The sequence below is a fragment of the Clostridium sp. KNHs214 genome, assembly GCF_000744935.1.
In the GTDB taxonomy this organism is placed as follows: Bacteria; Bacillota; Clostridia; order Clostridiales; family Clostridiaceae; genus Haloimpatiens.
Window position 1 is genome coordinate 370,464 of sequence record NZ_JQMW01000013.1, and the last position, 18,718, is coordinate 389,181.

At 31.7% G+C, this 18,718-nt stretch carries 11 protein-coding genes and 1 other annotated feature; of the genes, 1 reads left to right on the forward strand and 10 read right to left on the reverse strand.

The genetic code is table 11. The features are described 5' to 3' along the window. Positions 1 to 156: 156 nt before the first annotated feature. The 4 genes from CC89_RS17225 to CC89_RS17240 all read right to left on the reverse strand — a co-directional run bounded on the left by CC89_RS17225 (position 157) and on the right by CC89_RS17240 (position 9,347). Positions 157 to 510: a hypothetical protein gene (locus CC89_RS17225; RefSeq protein WP_185750796.1), complete on the reverse strand. Its 354-nt coding sequence runs from the start codon at positions 508 to 510 to the stop codon at positions 157 to 159. After that, positions 500 to 4,519, reverse strand: coding sequence for an RHS repeat-associated core domain-containing protein (locus CC89_RS20125; RefSeq protein WP_502685636.1), 4,020 nt, complete (start codon positions 4,517 to 4,519; stop codon positions 500 to 502). Before CC89_RS20125 ends, CC89_RS17225 begins: the two co-directional genes overlap by 11 nt. Before the next feature lie 107 nt (positions 4,520 to 4,626). After that, positions 4,627 to 7,740 carry an isoleucine--tRNA ligase gene (gene ileS / locus CC89_RS17235; RefSeq protein ID WP_035294282.1) on the reverse strand — a complete coding sequence of 1,038 codons (3,114 nt, stop codon included), beginning with the start codon at positions 7,738 to 7,740 and terminating at the stop codon, positions 4,627 to 4,629. Positions 7,741 to 8,090: 350 nt separating this feature from the next. After that, positions 8,091 to 8,346: a binding site (T-box leader), on the reverse strand. 95 nt (positions 8,347 to 8,441) lie between these two features. After that, entirely contained in the window at positions 8,442 to 9,347 is a 906-nt protein-coding gene (locus tag CC89_RS17240) for a CPBP family intramembrane glutamic endopeptidase (protein ID WP_185750797.1), read from the reverse strand. A 403-nt stretch (positions 9,348 to 9,750) separates the two neighbouring features. On the opposite strand from CC89_RS17240, the gene CC89_RS17245 reads away from it, so the two are divergent. Next, entirely contained in the window at positions 9,751 to 10,245 is a 495-nt protein-coding gene (locus tag CC89_RS17245; RefSeq protein WP_035294286.1) for a spore coat protein, read from the forward strand. A gap of 320 nt (positions 10,246 to 10,565) precedes the next feature. Here the strand turns inward: CC89_RS17245 and CC89_RS17255 are convergent, their stop codons facing one another. The 6 genes from CC89_RS17255 to CC89_RS17275 form a co-directional block, all read right to left on the reverse strand. After that, positions 10,566 to 10,907, reverse strand: a complete 342-nt coding sequence (locus tag CC89_RS17255; protein ID WP_051931945.1) for a PqqD family protein — start codon at positions 10,905 to 10,907, stop codon at positions 10,566 to 10,568. A 216-nt stretch (positions 10,908 to 11,123) separates the two neighbouring features. Further along, positions 11,124 to 13,037: an OPT family oligopeptide transporter gene (locus CC89_RS17260; protein WP_051931947.1), complete on the reverse strand. Its 1,914-nt coding sequence runs from the start codon at positions 13,035 to 13,037 to the stop codon at positions 11,124 to 11,126. Positions 13,038 to 14,099: 1,062 nt separating this feature from the next. Next, positions 14,100 to 14,285, reverse strand: coding sequence for a hypothetical protein (locus CC89_RS20710; protein WP_185750798.1), 186 nt, complete (start codon positions 14,283 to 14,285; stop codon positions 14,100 to 14,102). Between the two features lie 752 nt (positions 14,286 to 15,037). Beyond that, the gene (locus CC89_RS17265) at positions 15,038 to 15,262 is read right to left on the reverse strand and encodes a hypothetical protein (RefSeq protein WP_035294289.1); all 225 of its coding nucleotides are present in this window, start codon (positions 15,260 to 15,262) and stop codon (positions 15,038 to 15,040) included. Between the two features lie 644 nt (positions 15,263 to 15,906). After that, positions 15,907 to 16,413, reverse strand: coding sequence for an anaerobic ribonucleoside-triphosphate reductase activating protein (gene nrdG, locus CC89_RS17270; RefSeq protein WP_035294691.1), 507 nt, complete (start codon positions 16,411 to 16,413; stop codon positions 15,907 to 15,909). A 71-nt stretch (positions 16,414 to 16,484) separates the two neighbouring features. Next, entirely contained in the window at positions 16,485 to 18,641 is a 2,157-nt protein-coding gene (locus CC89_RS17275; protein ID WP_035294292.1) for an anaerobic ribonucleoside triphosphate reductase, read from the reverse strand. Between the last annotated feature and the right edge of the window lie 77 nt (positions 18,642 to 18,718).

Genomic DNA, 18,718 nt, shown 5'->3' on the forward strand with positions numbered 1-18,718 from the left:
TTCAATAAAAAAGGCCCTTATTGGGCTAAAATTTTAAACTCTATAATTCATATTAATAAGTAGCCTAAAGTAATTAACTTCAGGCTACTTCCAGATAACTTAACACTTTTCTACTGCTTGAAAAATTATTATAAATACTTATAATATTCTTCGTATTTATCCTTTTTTTAATCTTAGGAATATCTTCATCAATATTGGATATATCACAACCCCTGATAATATACCTATAATTATTATATATGTGTTATCTAAATCCATCCCTATTCCTGCTATGATTATAGGTGCACTCATTAACACACATACTAGAGCCCATAAATATTGTCGTGTTATAAGCAACCATATAATTGAACAAAATACAATACCTAAAGCTACATTGGCAACTATATCATGGCCCTTCAATCCAAAATAATTTGTTAATATTCTACTAGCAATACGTCCTACAATTATTCCACTCATACATATCCAAAACATATTAGATTTTATAGCATTTTTCATCTTATCATCTCCCATAGTATTCATCTTTTTTTCTAGTTACATACTTATCCATCTTAACACCAATAAGAACATTTACTCCAAAGCCAACAGCCCCTACTAGTAATGCTGGTGCACCTACACTTACCGCTGCTGCTACTACACCAGATATCACCACTCCTGCTGCTACCCCTGCAGCTGCCGATAATACGTCAATTAAAGCTCCTACTTTTTCACCACTACGTAAGCTTTGGTGTACATCCCAAGTGCAAAATCCTATAGTTCCTGCTATTCCTAATGATTTCTTAGCAAATTTAGCACCTCTACCTAAATTTGAAACATATCTCCCCATAGCCAAGGTGCTATGAGGCTTCCAAACCAAACGTCCTCTTATTGCATTTACAGCCACTTTTCCGCTTACATAATCTGCTGCTCCTGATGCCATAGACTTTAATGTGCTTTTCGCATAATTAAAACTGCTCTTTGCAGTATTAGAACTTCTTCTAGTTCTACTTACTACATTTGTTCTATTGGCTCTAGTTCTATTCATCACCGCATAAGACGCTGCCCTCATTGCCTCTGTTTCTTCACCTAAAGTATATACCGGTCTAAAGCCACTGTAGTCACTCATATTTGCACAGTTATTCTTGCTGTAAGCAAACAAATTATGGCCTAATAATTCTCCCGTTTCACCTATAATCTCATCTGCATTTATAAATCTTGCCCACTCTGGATTATAGTATCTATTCTGCAAGTAATATAGTCCTGTCTCACTGTCATACCTATATCCTCTATACCTATAAGGATTTTTCTCTCCTACTGTATCCTTTAAACTTCCTTCTATAGAGATAAGTTTTCCCCAGGAATCATAGGTGTAAGATACAACCTTTTCCCCTTGAGCATTTATTAATCCTATAATGTCACCCTGAGCATTTCTTACATAATAGTATTCTGCTCCGTTTAGGTTCATGCTTATAAGTTTGCCTGAACTGTCGTAAGTGTAGTGTATTTTGTCTTTTCCATTATCTTCATAGGTTACACTGCCGCCCACTAGGTGATATTTTGTGGTGACACCATTTACTGTTTTTTCTGTTCTTATGCCTTGGTCATTATATTTAAATTTTATATCCTTGCCATTACCTTTTATTGAGGATAACATTCTTCCTCTTTCCCAGGTGAAGGTGTATCCGTTATAGGTTAATGGATTTCCTATGTTATCATAAGTTATTTCTTTTCCATCAAAATTTGTTAGCTTGTCTTTCCAGATAGAATCACCGTAATTATAGTTGTAAGCTTTTGTACAGTTACCTAGTGATTCTGCTGTTGTATATTTATATTCTTTCTTACTGGTTAAATTTCCTCCTCTATCGTAACTGTAAGTTATAGTTTTTCCCAAAATACCATTATCTTCTCTTGTAATTTGATTTAAACCGTCATAGTGGTATTTTATTGTCTTTTCTTTTTCTGTGCCTTTGTTTTGAACTATAGTTTCTATATTTCCATTCTTATCATAGGTGTAGCATATCTTCTCTCCACCATTATCTATTGATTTTACTATGGACGTGGCGGTATTTGCTTCTTTCCCTGCTTCAAATTCGTATTTAGTTATATAGTCTTTTAATCCTGTGCTTAGTTTTTTTGATATCATTCTGCCTAAACTGTCATAGTTTAAACTTAATGTACTGTTTGAAGTTAATGTGTTTTTATATAAGTTTGATATTTGTTCTTCACTTAAAGTTTGTGAACTATAGGTAAATTGTTCTAAGTTTCCATTTAATTGTTCAGTTCCTTTAATACTGCTTCCCAAAGCTGTTGAACCTTTGCTAAAATCTTTAAAGCTTTCTGTAATCCCTTGTCCTACTAGTTTGTCATTTAGGTAAAATTTAACTGTAAGCTTATTTTCTTTAAATTGCCAAGTTATTGCGGTGAAATACCATTTATCCTTATCTATAGTTTCTTTAGAAGTTACTAAATTGGTGAATGATCCATCCCCTTTTTTTATTGCAATATTTAATTTGTTATTTTTATCAATATATGTGTTTAATATTTCACTATTCTTACCTTCATTGGATATTATATGCCTTACAGTTCCTGTTTGTCTTGTCTTAAACCAAGTTCCCATAGTACCAGCATTTTTGTTCACATTTAGATTATATAAAATCTTTGTAGCATTAGAACTTGAAGAGGTATATGGTGTTACGAAACCTTTTTCTTCAAATTGCACTCCATCAAAACGCACTACATCTGTATTTTTAACCCCTGTTCTTATTATTACTCTACACATTTTGGTCTTTGCTGGTAGTGTAAATGTATGACTAATCCTTTTCCATTGTCTTTCTGGTATTTCTTTTGTATCTACAATATAATATAATTGTTTACCAGATGAATCCGTGCATTCCACAGATAATTTCGGCTGAGAAGCACCTATTCTTTTAGCATATGCACTTAATGTATATTCTTTAGCTGTAGATAATGGAGAAGGAAATGTAATTTCCTGATAGGCTACTGAATTTGTATTGCTAGTTCCACTACTACCTTTAGTATCATAGGATTCTATGCACTTACTGCCCTTTACCCCATCGTCTACTATTCTACAATTTCCACTGAATCTATTCCAATCAGATATACGCCATGACTTTGTTCCATCTTCAAAGGATGAATTAGGTATTAAATTTTTACTTCCTTCATAGGCTCCTAGTACATTTCTTCCTGTTGTCTCATCCTTTTCAAATATAGTATTTTGGCTATATGGCTCTATTCCACTTAGACTTTTTAAACTATTATTTAATGGGAATGTTTCTGTTTTTTCACTACTCTGCCCTTTTGTATTATAATGAACCTTAGAGAGCTTATTGTCATTATCGTATTCATATTTTGTTACATAGGAATTATTATTTATTTTTTCATTTATGCTGCTTACATTATTGTCTTCATCATAGCCATACTTTAATGTGTCACCTTTTGAATCTTTAATTTTTACTAATCTATCTGCCGCATCATAAATGTATCTATAATTTACATTATTGACTTTATCATAATGATTTGCTAAATTTCCACTAGCATCGTATTCATATGAAAACGAACCCTGTGATGTGGAGCCACCAGAATAGCTTATTTCACTTACTCTATCTGAATTGTCATATTTATAATTTATCACATGTCCATTACCATACTTTGAGGTTTTAAGCATTCCTGTAACTTGCTCATATATATTTTCTATTAAATTTTTTGTTCCATTTCCGTTACTTATATTTACCTTTGAATTTCTTCCAAAGGCATCATAGTCAAAGGAATAGTTAAAATCATTATGTCCTATATTTTTAAGCTTATCATTACTATAGCTATAACTATTAACTGCCTCAGTAGAAGAGTTAGCTTTTCCCTTTGTCTTTACAAGTCTATCTAGATTATCATATTCATAACTAATACTGTTTCCTTTAGCATCTGTAGCTGATTTAAGTGTTCCCTTTTTTGTATCGTAATTATATTGTACAGTATTTCCTGATGAATCAGTCATTGATTTTAAATAGTTTCCATCAGAGGTATACTCTGCTTTAGACTGCATAAATAATGTGTTACTTCCAATTTTAGCTTTTTTAGCATTTCCACTGCTATCATACTCGAAAGAATACACTACATTTTCCCCAGAAGTAGCATTTAATAAATTGTGTTTTGAATCATATTTATATTTAAACTCGCTACCCTTTGGACTTACAGATTTTATCAAATCATTATTGCCGTCATATTCAAACTTTGACTTCTTTTCTGCAAGATCACTGGTGGATATTACATTACCCTTTTCGTCATATTGGTAGCTTTCACCAAACTCTTCTTTATAAAATTGTATTCCATCAAAATATGCATAATTTTCATTTTGATAGTATAGACAATATACTATTACATTCTTATAATCATTATTTGCCTTTATTCTATCACATGCATACTGCCACTGACTTGAATCTTCATTAAAAGATATAACATGCCATTCATAACCACCATCACTCTTTTGAAATCCTACATCTAATGCAAAATATCTTGGATATCTAATTCTAACAGAATTGGCTTTAACCTGCTCTTCCTATTGTAATAAAAAAAGAAGCACCCTCATAGGTGCTCCCTCATTATTTTACTAGAAAACTTAACGCTACTAGTAATTTATTTTACAACTTTCATTGACATTTTAAATTCTTCGCCATTGATCTTCATATCAGTGTATTCAGCTTCAGCATTGTATAAAACTTCTACTGCAAGAGTTTCTTTCTTTATAGAGTCTTCAAACTTCTTAACTACAGCTTCTAGGGCAGCATTGCCGCTAACATAAAGTTTTATCTTGTCTGCTACTTCAAAACCGCTGTCTTTTCTCATGTTTTGGATTTTACTTAATACTTCTCTTAGGTGTCCTTCTTCTCTTAACTCTTCAGTTATATTAGTATCTAAAACTACACCTAAATCTCCCTCACCAGCAAAAGCATATCCTTCAAGACCTTGCATTGTAACAAGTAAGTTTTCACTGTTGAATTCTATTTCTGTTCCTTCTACGTCAGCCTTAACAACTCCACCATTTTGAACAGTTTGAGCTAAATTCATTTGATTCATTTGGCTTAATGCTTTTCTTATTTTTGGTATTAACTTACCATAGCTTTTACCTAGTACAGGTAGGTTAGGTTTTATTTCAAAATTAACATACTCTGATAAGTCTGCACCAAAGGCTATTTCTTTTATATTAAGCTCATCTTTAACTATATCTCCATAGTACTCCGGAAGAGTCTTTGTAGAAACAAGCATCTTAGAAAGTGGCTGTCTGTTCTTTATGTTAGCTCCATTTCTAGCGCTTCTTCCAAGCTTAACTATCTTATAAGCTATATCCATTTCTCTTTCAAGTTCTTCATTTACAAGCTCTACATTGTATTCTGGCCACTTACATAAATGAATACTTTCTGGAGCCTGTTTATCTAAGTTAACCACTAGATTTTGATATATTTCTTCAGCTATAAATGGTATAAATGGTGATGACACTTTAGATAAAGTAACTAAAACTCTATATAATGTTACATATGCTCCTATTTTGTCCTCTGTTAAATCTGTAGTCCAATATCTAGATCTATTTCTTCTTACATACCAGTTAGAAAGTTCATCTACAAATTCCTCTATAGTAAGAGCTGCCTTAGTTATCTTATAATTATCAAGGTCTTCATCTACAGTTTTAACTAATGTATTAAGTCTTGACATTATCCACTTATCCATTACATTTTCTGAAACAAAGTTCTTGTACTCTAGAGGATTAAAACCATCTAACTCTGCGTATAATACATAGAATGAATATACATTCCAGAAGGTACTTAAGAATTTTCTTTGAACCTCTGCCACATCATCCTTAGAGAATCTAGTTGGAAGCCATGGTGCACTAGCTGTATAGAAGTGCCATCTTGTAGCATCTGCTCCCTGAGTTTCTATAACATCAAATGGATCTACTACATTTCCCTTGTGTTTTGACATCTTAATTCCATGTTTATCAAGTACATGACCTAATACCACACAATTTTCAAATGGATTAGTGTGAAATATTCCAGTAGATATAGCAAGTAATGTATAAAACCATCCTCTAGTTTGATCCACTGCTTCAGAAATAAATTGTGCTGGGAAGTTCTTCTCAAACACTTCTTTATTTTCAAATGGATAGTGATGTTGTGCAAATGGCATTGAACCTGAATCAAACCAGCAGTCTATAACTTCTGCAGTTCTCTTCATTTCCTTTCCACAATGTGGGCAAGTAAGTTTAACCTCATCTATATACGGCTTGTGAAGTTCTACATTTTCTGGAACATTTATGCCCTTTTCTTCTAATTCTTTTCTGCTTCCTATACATTCTCTGTGACCACATTCACATTCCCATATTGGAAGTGGAGTACCCCAGTATCTATCTCTTGATATACCCCAGTCAATGACATTTTCAAGGAATTTTCCAAATCTTCCTGTTCTAATGTTATCTGGATACCAATTTATCTTGTTGTTGTTTTCTAAAAGTTTATCTCTAAGAGATGTCATTCTTACAAACCAGCTATCCTTTGGATAATATAGAAGTGGTGTGTCACATCTCCAGCAATGTGGGTATGAGTGAGTATATTTTTCAGTTTTAAATAGCATATTATTCTCTGCCATATACTCTATTATTTTAGGGTCTGCCTTTTTAACAAACATTCCTGCCCATGGAGTTACACATTCTACGAACTTACCTTCTGCATCTACTAGATTCATTAAAGGTATGTTATTAGCCTTACATACAATGCTATCATCTTCACCATAAGCTGGAGCAGTATGAACTATTCCTGTACCATCAGATAAAGTTACAAAATCTCCATGTATAACGTAATGAGCCTTTCCCACTGGAGCTTGGAACTTAAATAATTGTTCATACTCTAGTCCTAGAAGCTCTTCTCCTTTAAATTCCTTAACTATTTCATACTCCATATCCTTTAATACAACTGGAGCTAATTCTTTAGCTAATACGAATACTTCATCTCCAACCTTAGCCTCTATATAATCATATTTCTTATTTACAGTTAAAGCCATATTAGATGGTAGTGTCCATGGAGTTGTTGTCCAAGCAAGTATGTACTTGTTTTCTTCTCCCTTTACCTTAAACTTAACTATCGCTGTTGAATCCTTAACATCCTTATATCCTTGAGCAACTTCATGAGAAGAAAGACCTGTTCCACATCTTGGGCAGTATGGAAGTACTTTGTGTCCTTTATATAACAAATCTTTATCCCACATTTGTTTTAATGCCCACCATACAGACTCTATATAATTATCGTGATATGTTACATATGGTTCATCCATATCAACCCAATATCCCATTTCTTCAGACATTTTCTTCCACATGTCTGTATACTTAAATACGCTTTCCTTACACTGTTTTATAAATTTTTCAACACCGTAAGATTCTATTTGGTCTTTTCCTGAAATTCCTAGAGACTTTTCTATTTCAAGCTCTACTGGAAGTCCATGAGTATCCCATCCAGCTTTTCTTAAAACCTTATATCCCTTCATTACCTTATATCTTGGGATTAAATCCTTCATAACTCTTGTTAAAACGTGTCCTACGTGAGGTTTTCCATTAGCTGTTGGAGGACCATCATAAAATGTAAAATACTCTCCATCTTTATTTAAATCAAAATTCTTTTTAACTATATCTCTGTCTTCCCAAAGTTTTAATATGTCTTTTTCCATATCAGTAAAACTTCTAGAAGTGTCTACTTTTTTATACATTATACAAACTCCTTTCCTTTATATACTAAATATTCCTTAACTTTATAACTTGATTAACCCACAATAAGCATTACATTACCTGAATTATGAAATTTATTGTTCCAAGCTCTTATGCAAGGCATTGAGAAGAAATTTCATAATTCCATCGCATTATACCTTTTTGTGGTTTAATCATAACTTTAGTTTTTGAAACTTTAGTGTAAACTATCACCACTTATACAAAATAACAACTTCATTATGAATATATCTAACCATACAGTTTCCCCACGCTATAAAGTTCATCTAACCTTTCTGTTAAATATTATAATATTTTAATAAATTACTTTAAAAATAACAAAAGACTCCGTCCTCAATAGGACGAAGTCATAACTTCGCTATACCACCTAATGGTTAATATACACTTCAAGCACTCTTTGCACAAAACAAAACACTTTTGCACCAGTGATTACTCTATTCTTTAACGCAGAATTACGGATAAGCTTACTTTATAAAATTCGGCCTTCAGCTCATAGGTGATTTTCCTAAACTCTTACCTGCCAGGCTTCCACCTTTCCCGACTCTCTTTAAGGCATTAAGTGTAGTACTCTTCCTAATCACAGCTTTTTAATACAATATATAGAATTCAACTTCCTACTATTATAGTATATCAAAAATTTATTGTCAATAAAACTTTTAAAATTTTCAAATTTCTTTTCATGTATCTAACTAAATATATTATATACATTTATTGAATTGACTACAATATATATAGCAATAGTAATTATAAGGGGCACATCCATTATTTTTTCTTTATTTTCCGTTGAAGAACTTATCTCTTCCTCTGACCATATAGCTTCTTTATAAATTTTATTTTTTATAACCCCTTCATTAATAAATTCATTGTTATTGACCCCAATATCGTCAATATTTTTTAAATCCATACCATGATTTTTTGCTAACTTTTTCATAAGTGCATTTACTATTATAAATGATATAATAGCAACTATACCTAGTCCTAAAACAAAACCTATTTTTGTAGCCAAAGATCCATTAAGTATATCCGATGCTGAAGTTGATATGCTTTCTCCAGCTTGCATAGCCTTTTTTACAGATATATCTGACATGATAATTTGGGTTCCATTAACTATAAAATGACTTAACATTGAAGAAAATATTGAGCCCGTTATATGGACTAAATAAGCAAATAAAATTCCCATAACAAAAGTATATAAGAACATTTGAATATTCATGTGTAAAATAGCAAATAATAGCCCTGTAAGTATTGCGGATTTCTTAAGTCCTAAATGTTTATAATTAGATAAAACCACTCCTCTTACACATAATTCTTCTAGAACAGCCGGCATAACAGCTATAACTAAAAGCCTAATCCATATAGGCACATCGATACTTCCTGAAAGCAAATTTGCTACATTATTAGGAAGTATTAAAGCAACTATACCAGATAAACAATTAAGCAAAGGCTGAACCAGCATAGATATTAAAATTATCATTAACAAGTCCTTACCACCTAAAACCTTTATCCTTAATACATCTTTAGCAGATTCCCTATTTACTATAAAGTATACCGTTAACGGTATGGCTAAAAATACTAAGTTAGCTATAAACATTAATGAATAATTACTAAGCTTAAACACTTTATTTAACGGCGCAGCTAAAATCGAAAAGGATATATTTAGAATTACTAAACACATTATAAACGAATTTCCTTTATGAACCCTATTCCCCACACTAATCACCCCTACCTTGTATATTTTACTTATTCAACTTTTTATTTCTCATTATAATACATATTTGGTATTAATTCAAATTACCTTTTAGTCCACTGTAAATATTGAAATGAGAGCTGGTATAAAAAAATGTTTTTTACACAAAATATTAATGAATATATGAAAATATGATTAACCCACAAAAAGGTACAATGCGATGGAATTATGAAACTTCATAATTCAGGTAATGTAATGCTTATTGTGGGGTAATCAAAAATATACATTTGTGGAAAGGAGAATTCTCATGAATTTATCTCAAAAAGAAACAATGCTTTTACAAGACCAAAAATCTCATGAACAATTGTGTATTGAAAAATATACAAATTACGCTAATAGGGCCACCGATTCAAATTTAAAGCAAATGTTTTTAAATCATGCTTCTCAAGAACAAGAGCACTTAAACACAATAAATCAAATGCTAAATGGTCAAGTACCTAACCTAAATCAACAAAGTACTGGAGGTACACAGAATTCCACTAATAGTTCTATGCAAAATAACAGTACTCCTTCAAATAATTCAACTGCAGCTGCAGGCATGGATAATGTTGCTGACGGTAAATTATGTGAAGACTTGCTAATGACAGAAAAATATGTATCCAACACTTATGACACTACAATTTTTGAATTCAAAGATTCACATGCCAGAGAAGTATTGAACCACATTCAAAAGGAAGAACAAAAGCATGGAGAAGATATATTTAATTATATGAACTCTAAAGGTCTATATAGCGGTCAATAATTTTCACCATGTTATTTAATATACTTAGGCACATTCAAATAAATAATAAGTCAGTATGCTACTATTTTGTGTCATACTACGTCAGCAGAACACCCTGATAGTCTTATTATCGGCGGAACCTGCTTCCTTGTCTGACACAAAATATACTAGCATCTTTGGCTTGTTATTTATTTTCATGTCCTTAAAGTTTAAAGAAGCTGTGGCATCAAGGAATTCACATGCAATATATTGTTTTGCAAGTTTAAATTTAACACAATATATCGTAGGATTTATTCTTAGTGCCACAGCCCCATAATTTTAAATTTTAAATTCAATACTACCTACGTCATTTTTATTAGATTATTATTAATAAGTATTTTTATGTACGTAAGTAGCCTTTCCATAGCTGGGTCTGCTTCTTTACCAAATCTTTTCTCTAGCGATTCACATATATCTTTAATATTACTCACTCCATCACATTTTTCCCAAACAAAAGATCCTAATTCATCCAATTCAATATTTACTGACTTAGGTGATTTAAATATTTTCTGCATAACTTTATCAAAAGCTTTATTTCTATTAATAACTAATGTTATTAAATTTTCTTTTCTTTCCCACTGTATTTCAGGGTTTTTATATGGAGTCATTAGAACTGCATTCTTTTTTTCTACTTTTCTCTTCACCCCTCATACCCTCCTTGTCCATTATTTTGTTTACCCCATGACTACTAGCATAATGCTCCTTCTTCTATGAAAATAAAATGTACTTAAGCTACGCCCATAAATAATAATTTCTTAAATGATATCAATAATTTCTTAAATATTATAAATTTAGAGTTGGGTACTAAAGATTCTATTCTCGTTCCCCATCCTCCTATTTATACAACTTCTTAAAACATTCTATTTATTTACTGCTACTTTTCTTTTCTTCCAAAATACTTCATATAAAAGTGTAAGCATTACTATTATAAAGAATATTATAGAAACCCATTGAGCACATATAGGTTCTTCTGGACCAAAATTTTCATTAAATGCAACTATTCCAGCTATTATAACTCCCATCAATCCTTCTCCAGCTATAAGCCCTGATGAATACAATATTCCAGTTTCTGTCTTTTCCTTTAATACTGATTCATCTTTAACCTTCTTGTCTAATATACCTTTTATAGCTCCACCGACCATTATTGGTGTAGAAAGGCCTATTGGAAGATACAATCCTATAGCTACTGGCAATGATGGCAATCCAAATAATTCTACCGTTATAGCTGTGAACACACCTATAAGAACTAAATTCCATGGTAAGTTTCCTGCCATTATTCCTTCTATAATCATTTTCATAAGTGTAGCTTGAGGTGCTCCCAATTTTTCAGATCCAAATGTGTATGCTTTATTTAAAGCTATTATTATAAATCCTATAACTGCTGCTGCAGCTATTACACCTATAATTTCACCTATTTGTTGTTTCTTTGGAGTAGCTCCAACTAAATAACCTGTCTTTAAATCCTGAGAGATATCTCCAGCTACTGCAGAAGCTGTACATATAATAGCTCCAACACATAGTGCTGCTATCATGCCTTCCTTACCACTCCAACCAGCTGCCTTCATCAATAATGCTGTAAATAAAGTGGCTGCAATAGTCATACCTGAAACAGGGTTTGATGAACTTCCTACAAGTCCTACCATTCTTGAAGATACGGTTACAAAGAAGAAACCAAATATAACTACAAGAATAGCTCCAAGCCACCTTACTTTAATTTGTGGAAGAAGCACCATAAGTATTATAAGTACTATTATAGTAATTATAATAGATTTTGGACTCATATCCTTTTCAGTTCTAAAGTTAGCTGCAGTTGATTTGTTTTTATAACCCTGCATTGCTTGTTTAAATGAAGAAATTATAGCTGGAAGTGACTTTATAAGACTTATTATTCCACCTGCTGCCACTGCACCAGCGCCTATATATTTAATATAGTTTTTCCATATTGCCCAGTAATCCATTTTTGCAATAGCTACCGTAGCTGGTGCTATTACATTGGAACCACCTATTAAAGCTATAAGTGGCATAAAACAGAACCATCCTAAAATAGCTCCTGCAAGCATATAAGCTGAAATTCTAGGTCCAATTATAAATCCTACACCAAGTAATGCTGGATATACATCCATGCCTATGCCTGCTCCTTTTAAGCTACCCTTAAAACCATAACTAATGCTTGTTGGGAATAATTTTACACCATCACCTATAAATTTATATACAAGTCCTACTAATCCACCAGCAAACACTACCTTTGCACTAGCTCCTCCCTCTTCTCCAGCAACTAATACCTCAGCACAAGCTGTTCCCTCTGGATATGGAAGTTTTCCGTGTTCTTGAACTATTAAATATCTTCTTATAGGAATCATGAATAATATTCCAAGTACACCACCAATTAAAGTTATTAATCCCATTTCCAATGCCTTTGGACTTTCTCCCCACAAGAATAAGGCTGGAAGTGTGAATATTGCCCCTGCCGCTAAAGATTCTCCAGCAGAAGCTACCGTCTGAACCATATTGTTCTCTAATATTGACTTTCTTTTTAAAATTCCCCTTACGATAGCCATAGATATAACTGCTGCAGGAATTGATGCAGATACAGTCATACCAACTTTAAGTCCTAAATAAGCATTTGCTGCACCAAATATAATTGAAAGAATGATACCTAATATGATAGAAAAAACAGTGAATTCAGGCATCACCTTATCGCTTGGTACATAAGGAATATATTCTTGCCCTTCCTTTAAGCCATAAGCCCCGTCAGGCAAACCCCTTTTACTCATACAAATCCTCCCTTTTATTTTTGCTTATACTCAAATATATTCAATTATATTTATAAAAATACCTAAAATAAGAATATTGTGATGTAAATGCAATAAGAAAAATCACACTTTAAGTCCGTGAAAAAATTGTAATTTGGGACTAATCACAATACGCTAAGAACTTCTAAATGTTTGCAGATTTCAATCCCCTAAAACCTTAACTCGCTCCTTGCGTCCCTCAAACAGGAAGGTTTCTTAACGGGAATTGAAATCTGCAAACATAAGAAGTTCTAAAGCTAGTTCCATAGTCCCAAATTACAATTTTTTTCACTTCCTTAAAGTGTGATTTTTCGGTTCATGCATAGGCTATCTGGGGTGGGGAATACGGCTAACTAAAGGATGATTTTTCTCCGCTGCGCTATGGAAAATCTTTTATTGGCGGCAGCCAGCCTAAATACGTAGGCATGATTAGGATTTATATAAATCAATGCCACGGCAAAATATATTAGGCCTTATTTAGTGCTTTATTTTGACAAGCAATTATTTATCAGTCAGAAGTTTAACACTTAAAAGTTTTTTTGGCGTGAGCCTGTTGATTTATAATGAATGATCGGCATATAGGTTAAGAAACATAAATATGTATTATAATAACAAAGTCTAACATCTAGAAACTAGAACCTAGTACTAAAAAACATTTGATGACTAAGGACTAAACGAAAGGCTCCGCCTAAAAAAATATTATGAGCGCTTTATCATTTATAAATTAAAGATTTTCAGTAGCGCAGCGGAGGAAAATCATCCTTTAGTAGGCTTCTCTCTCCAACCATAAACATATTAAACTAAAAATCTGATTTTAATGTAGTAATAAATGTGTAATTGGGGACTATTGAACTAGCCTTAGAACTTCTTATGTCTCACAGTTAAAGACCCGTTAAGAAGCTTTCATTGTTTGAGCAATGTAAGAAGCGAGTTTGAAAGCTTTAGGGGCTTTAACTGTGAGACATTTAGAAGTTCTTGGCGTATTGTGAACAGTCCCAAATTACACATTTATTACAGAATTAAAATCAGATTTTCTTCAATGTATTATGTCTCAATATATGCTTTCTGTGGATTTTGTTTTAGGGTAAAAACTTGTTCATTCTTTCTCATTTGTATGGAAATCTTTCCTTCCTTGTATAACTTGTCCGTTACTATTCTAGAAAACTGTGATGGGTTTTGTACTTGAACTCTCTTTCTGCTGGTTCTAAAAAAATGTACAAATGTACTCATATTAGATAATTCGCACTTATCACACCTTATGGTGGCTTAAAGTCTTGGATATACCAGTACATTTATTTAATACAAAGTAATTTGCATTAAATAAATCTCCTACAACCGTATTTTAAAATTTTACAATCAAAGAATTATTTAACCCTCATTTCTGATAAAATATATGCTCTATTTTCATAGGGTACATACATTTGTGATTAAATATTCCTTTATACTATAAGTATACCCCCTTTGAAATCTTTTATTCGTTATATTATAAAATTTTAAAATACGGTTGTTTTAATAAATTATCTAATGCACATTTGTAATATTTTTAGAGTGTTCACATAAGGTCGTTACTCTTATGCAGTTCTTTTATGAACTTCTTATACTTTCATATAAGCACAGACTATATCACAATCCTAATTATTTAGGATCCTCCCCATTTCCCCTCACTTGAAGGTACGAGATTACTCTCTAGTCGTTGAGCCTTTTCCTTTTCGGAACTTGGTTGCTGATTACCCATTGTCACCGTGTTTAGGATTTAACCTTGCACTATCTACATTATTTTTTCTACTTTCGTCACCTTCACGCTTAGACTTATTTCATTCTTACGTTGTGGTTAATGTAGCTTTAGGGACTTCCAGCAATTAAAGGAGTTTTGGATGCTTTTTTAACATCACTCTACACTCTTTACGAATGTAGGGAGCTTTTTAATAAAATATATACATTTAACTATGATTGTCTACATATGTTTATATTTTATACAACTATTAGTTGCTCCAAAATACAGAAGTAGATACTCCTCTTATTAAATTTTGTACATCATTTAAACTAGCATATTCATTTTTATTTAAATATTTAAGAACTTTTTCTGAACACTTTGTACAAAGCTTATTGGTAAGTCCTGCTGCTAGATCCCTTTCTTTTATGGTTCCTATGTACACCATAATCATTGTTATTAATACAATACAAATAAAATATATAAAATACCTCATAGAAGCTCCCCCTCATATTTTATAATTGTTAATTTAATATTATGCAGTGATACATAAATTTATTATTGTATTTCTATAAAATTACTATTTTTTAAAGTTCTGACATATGTAATAAGTCTCTCTAAAACGGGTTCTATTTTTTGTCCAAAATGACTTTTCATTTGTTTAGATATATCATTTATGTTTTTAATTCAATCACAATTTTCCCATACGAAAGTTCCTATCTGGTCTAATTCTATTCTTATTACCTTAGGTGAATAAATAAAATATAAATTTAGCTTTTAATTTTAAATTATAATTTATAACTGTGAAAGTTAAGTTTATAATATATTTAAAAAGAATTAAGGTATAAAATGCCCTTAATTCTTAATATATTAACATTTTAATATTTATCCCATAAATATAGAATCCCAAACTCCAAGATATCCTACTTCACCTATGCTTTATTTGAAGCTGGTTTTCTAATAAATACTTGATATAAAAGAAGTAATATTACAAGCACAAAGAATATTCTACAGATCCTTTTTTTCATCTAATTATCTAAAAAAGCATAGATATTGTTCAATATTCAACAATATCTATGCTTATAATTAAATAATTAACATTATGTGGTTTTTTACCAAATTACAATTTCATTACATATATTATTTTACATTTTGCTTAGTTATTACTTTCTCCTGCATTATGCTAGATTTAACATCTATAATCCTTTGATTCCTAGATCCTGCATATTTAGGAGCCTTTTCTGTAAGGTTCATATCAAATTTTCCATCTATTAATACATCAATTGATTTTAATAAATTTATTTTATCTTCATCCTTACCTGCAAGTATTTCCTCAAAAGTATATCCTGTATAACACCATATATTTAACCCTAGGTTTTTAACGTCTCTTGCTAATTCTGTTAATTTCTTAGCCTTTTCAAAAGGTTCTCCTCCTGAAAAGGTAACACCTTTTATTATAGGCACATTATTCTTTATACGGCTTAATATCTCTTCTTTGCTTACATCTTCTCCATAATTAAAATCCTGCATAGATTCATTATGACATCCAACACACTTATGATTACAGCCAGATACAAATAAAACACTTCTTATACCTTCACCATTAACTAATGAATTATCTAAAAAACCTGCCACTCTAATATCCATATTATCAATCCTTTTCATATAGTCAAAGGAGATTTATCTCTAATTAGAAAAATCTCCTTGAGTTTTATACACTATACGTTATAAAATGCTCTATGATTTTCTGTATGAGAAGTTCTATCAGCTCTCTCAGCTATTTTACCGCTGCCAAATCTTTCATCAAGACTTAAGTATCCTGTAACCCTTGATATACCTTGTATATTTAAACTTCCGCATTTAGTGCATTTATGCTCTCCATTATTTAAATAAGTACCACAATCTCTGCAATATTTAATATGGAAATTTATGCCCATATAACTTATATTAGTGTTCTTATACGCATAATCTATTATACTCTTAACATCTTCTGGTTGTGGATAATCATCTAGCTCTATGTAGGTTATATGTCCACCATTGCATATTTTATGATAAGGTGCCTCTATATCTATCTTTTCTTTTATAGATATAGGGAAATATACAGGTACATGGTAACTATTAGTATAATAATCCTTATCTGTAACTCCAGGTATTTCTCCAAATACAGCCTTATCTTGAAGTATAAACTTACCTGATAATCCTTCTGCTGGAGTTGCATAACAAGAATAATTTAACCTGTCTATTTCTTTATACTTATCGCAAAATTCCCTTATTGTACTTATAATTTTTATACCTAATTCTTGAGCTTCCTTACTTTCTCCGTGATGTTTTCCCAATAAAGAAGTTAATGTTTCAGTAAGACCTATAAATCCTATTCCCCAAGTTCCTTGTCTCAAAATTGGTTCAATAAAGTCATTGTCACCTAATCCTTCTGATCCTTTCATTAAATGCTGTCCTGCTACAAAAGGAAGATCTTTAACCTTTAAGCTTTTAAGCACACCATATCTGTGTAATAAAGCTTCTCTTGCCATCTCTAATCTTGAACTTAAAATATCAAAAAACTTATTTAAATCCCCTTTAGATAATATTGCAATTCTAGGTAAGTTCATTGTTACTGGTGCTATATTTCCTCTCCCTTGAGGGCCTTCTTCTCCATTTATGTTAGAACATACATAAGTTCTACACCCCATAGTTGCTGGCATAATCCCTCTATCATAATAGGATTTATTAAAGTCAGCATCTATATTCATAAACATAGGATTCATTCTCTTAGCTGCAACTCTGCAAGCTAACTTATATAAATAATAATATGGGTCATTTTCTTCTCTATTTACTCCTTCTTTTACTCTAAAGATTATATTAGGAAATATAGGTTGTTCTCCTTTTCCTAGTCCTTTTTCATATTCTTCTAGAAAAACTTTACATATAAGTGCTGCATCATCATTTTTAGGAATTCCAATATTTATAGATGAAAATGGAACTTGTGAACCTGCTCTAGAGTGCATTGTATTTAAATTGTAAACTATCCCTTGCATTGCTTGATGAACTCTTTTTTCTAGCTTTTTATCCACTAATTCCTTTAAAAGAGGATTTGTATCTATATTTTCTTCTTTTACATTCTCATACTCTGGTACATCTCTAAGCACATCTAATACTTCTTCTATAACTTCTGATCTTGTACTAGGTATAAAATCGGCCATATCATTATCGAAATTTACATGAGCTTGCCCACCAAACATATCATTTTGAGTGCTTTGAAGAAGTATACAAGAAAGTTCTGCTGCAGTTTCTATTCTTCTAGGTGGATTTATAGTACCGTATCCTGTGTTAAATCCTCTCTTTAATACTTTACCTGTTTCTATATTAAGGCAATTAGTAGTTAGATTATAACTATCCAAATCATGATAGTATAAATCTCCATTTTCATGAGCTTTGGCTAATTTCTTAGGCATCATTGCTAGATTGTGCCATTTGTTAGATTCTGAAGCTATTCTTAAAAGCTTAGATGAGAAATTATTACCTACGTTGGCGTTATCTCTATCAGTTTCTACCCCTATTTGTTCTATAGCCCTCATCAAATCAGACTTTATATCTCTAACCTTTGTTCTTTCTCTTCTGTAACTAAAATATGCTGTTCCTATATCTTTATATCCTTGTACTATTAAAGTATCTTCTACTAAATCCTGAATTTCCTCCACACTTATCTTTTGATTTTTTAACTGTTCTACCCTTTCTATACACTTTTGTGTAATCTCTATTATTTCACTTTCTTTAAGCTTAGAACCTATTTCATCTGCCGCTCCTCTTATAGCCCCAGCTATCTTAGACGCATCAAAGTCAACAGTTCTTCCATCTCTCTTAACAACATGTAGCATTATTCAACCCCTCCGACCACTATATATTGTACTGTGCTATTATACTTCACTTCTGAATTTATATCAATTTTAAAATT

Excerpts from the sequence above, each read along its gene's own strand:
- CC89_RS17225 (WP_185750796.1), bottom strand. The coding sequence starts at position 510 with ATGGGAGATGATAAGATGAAAAATGCTATAAAATCTAATATGTTTTGG.
- ileS (WP_035294282.1), bottom strand. The coding sequence starts at position 7,740 with ATGTATAAAAAAGTAGACACTTCTAGAAGTTTTACTGATATGGAAAAA.
- CC89_RS17240 (WP_185750797.1), bottom strand. The coding sequence starts at position 9,347 with ATGTTTATAGCTAACTTAGTATTTTTAGCCATACCGTTAACGGTATAC.
- CC89_RS17245 (WP_035294286.1), top strand. The coding sequence starts at position 9,751 with ATGAATTTATCTCAAAAAGAAACAATGCTTTTACAAGACCAAAAATCT.
- CC89_RS17260 (WP_051931947.1), bottom strand. The coding sequence starts at position 13,037 with ATGAGTAAAAGGGGTTTGCCTGACGGGGCTTATGGCTTAAAGGAAGGG.
- CC89_RS20710 (WP_185750798.1), bottom strand. The coding sequence starts at position 14,285 with ATGAGTACATTTGTACATTTTTTTAGAACCAGCAGAAAGAGAGTTCAA.
- CC89_RS17265 (WP_035294289.1), bottom strand. The coding sequence starts at position 15,262 with ATGAGGTATTTTATATATTTTATTTGTATTGTATTAATAACAATGATT.
- nrdG (WP_035294691.1), bottom strand. The coding sequence starts at position 16,413 with ATGGATATTAGAGTGGCAGGTTTTTTAGATAATTCATTAGTTAATGGT.
- CC89_RS17275 (WP_035294292.1), bottom strand. The coding sequence starts at position 18,641 with ATGCTACATGTTGTTAAGAGAGATGGAAGAACTGTTGACTTTGATGCG.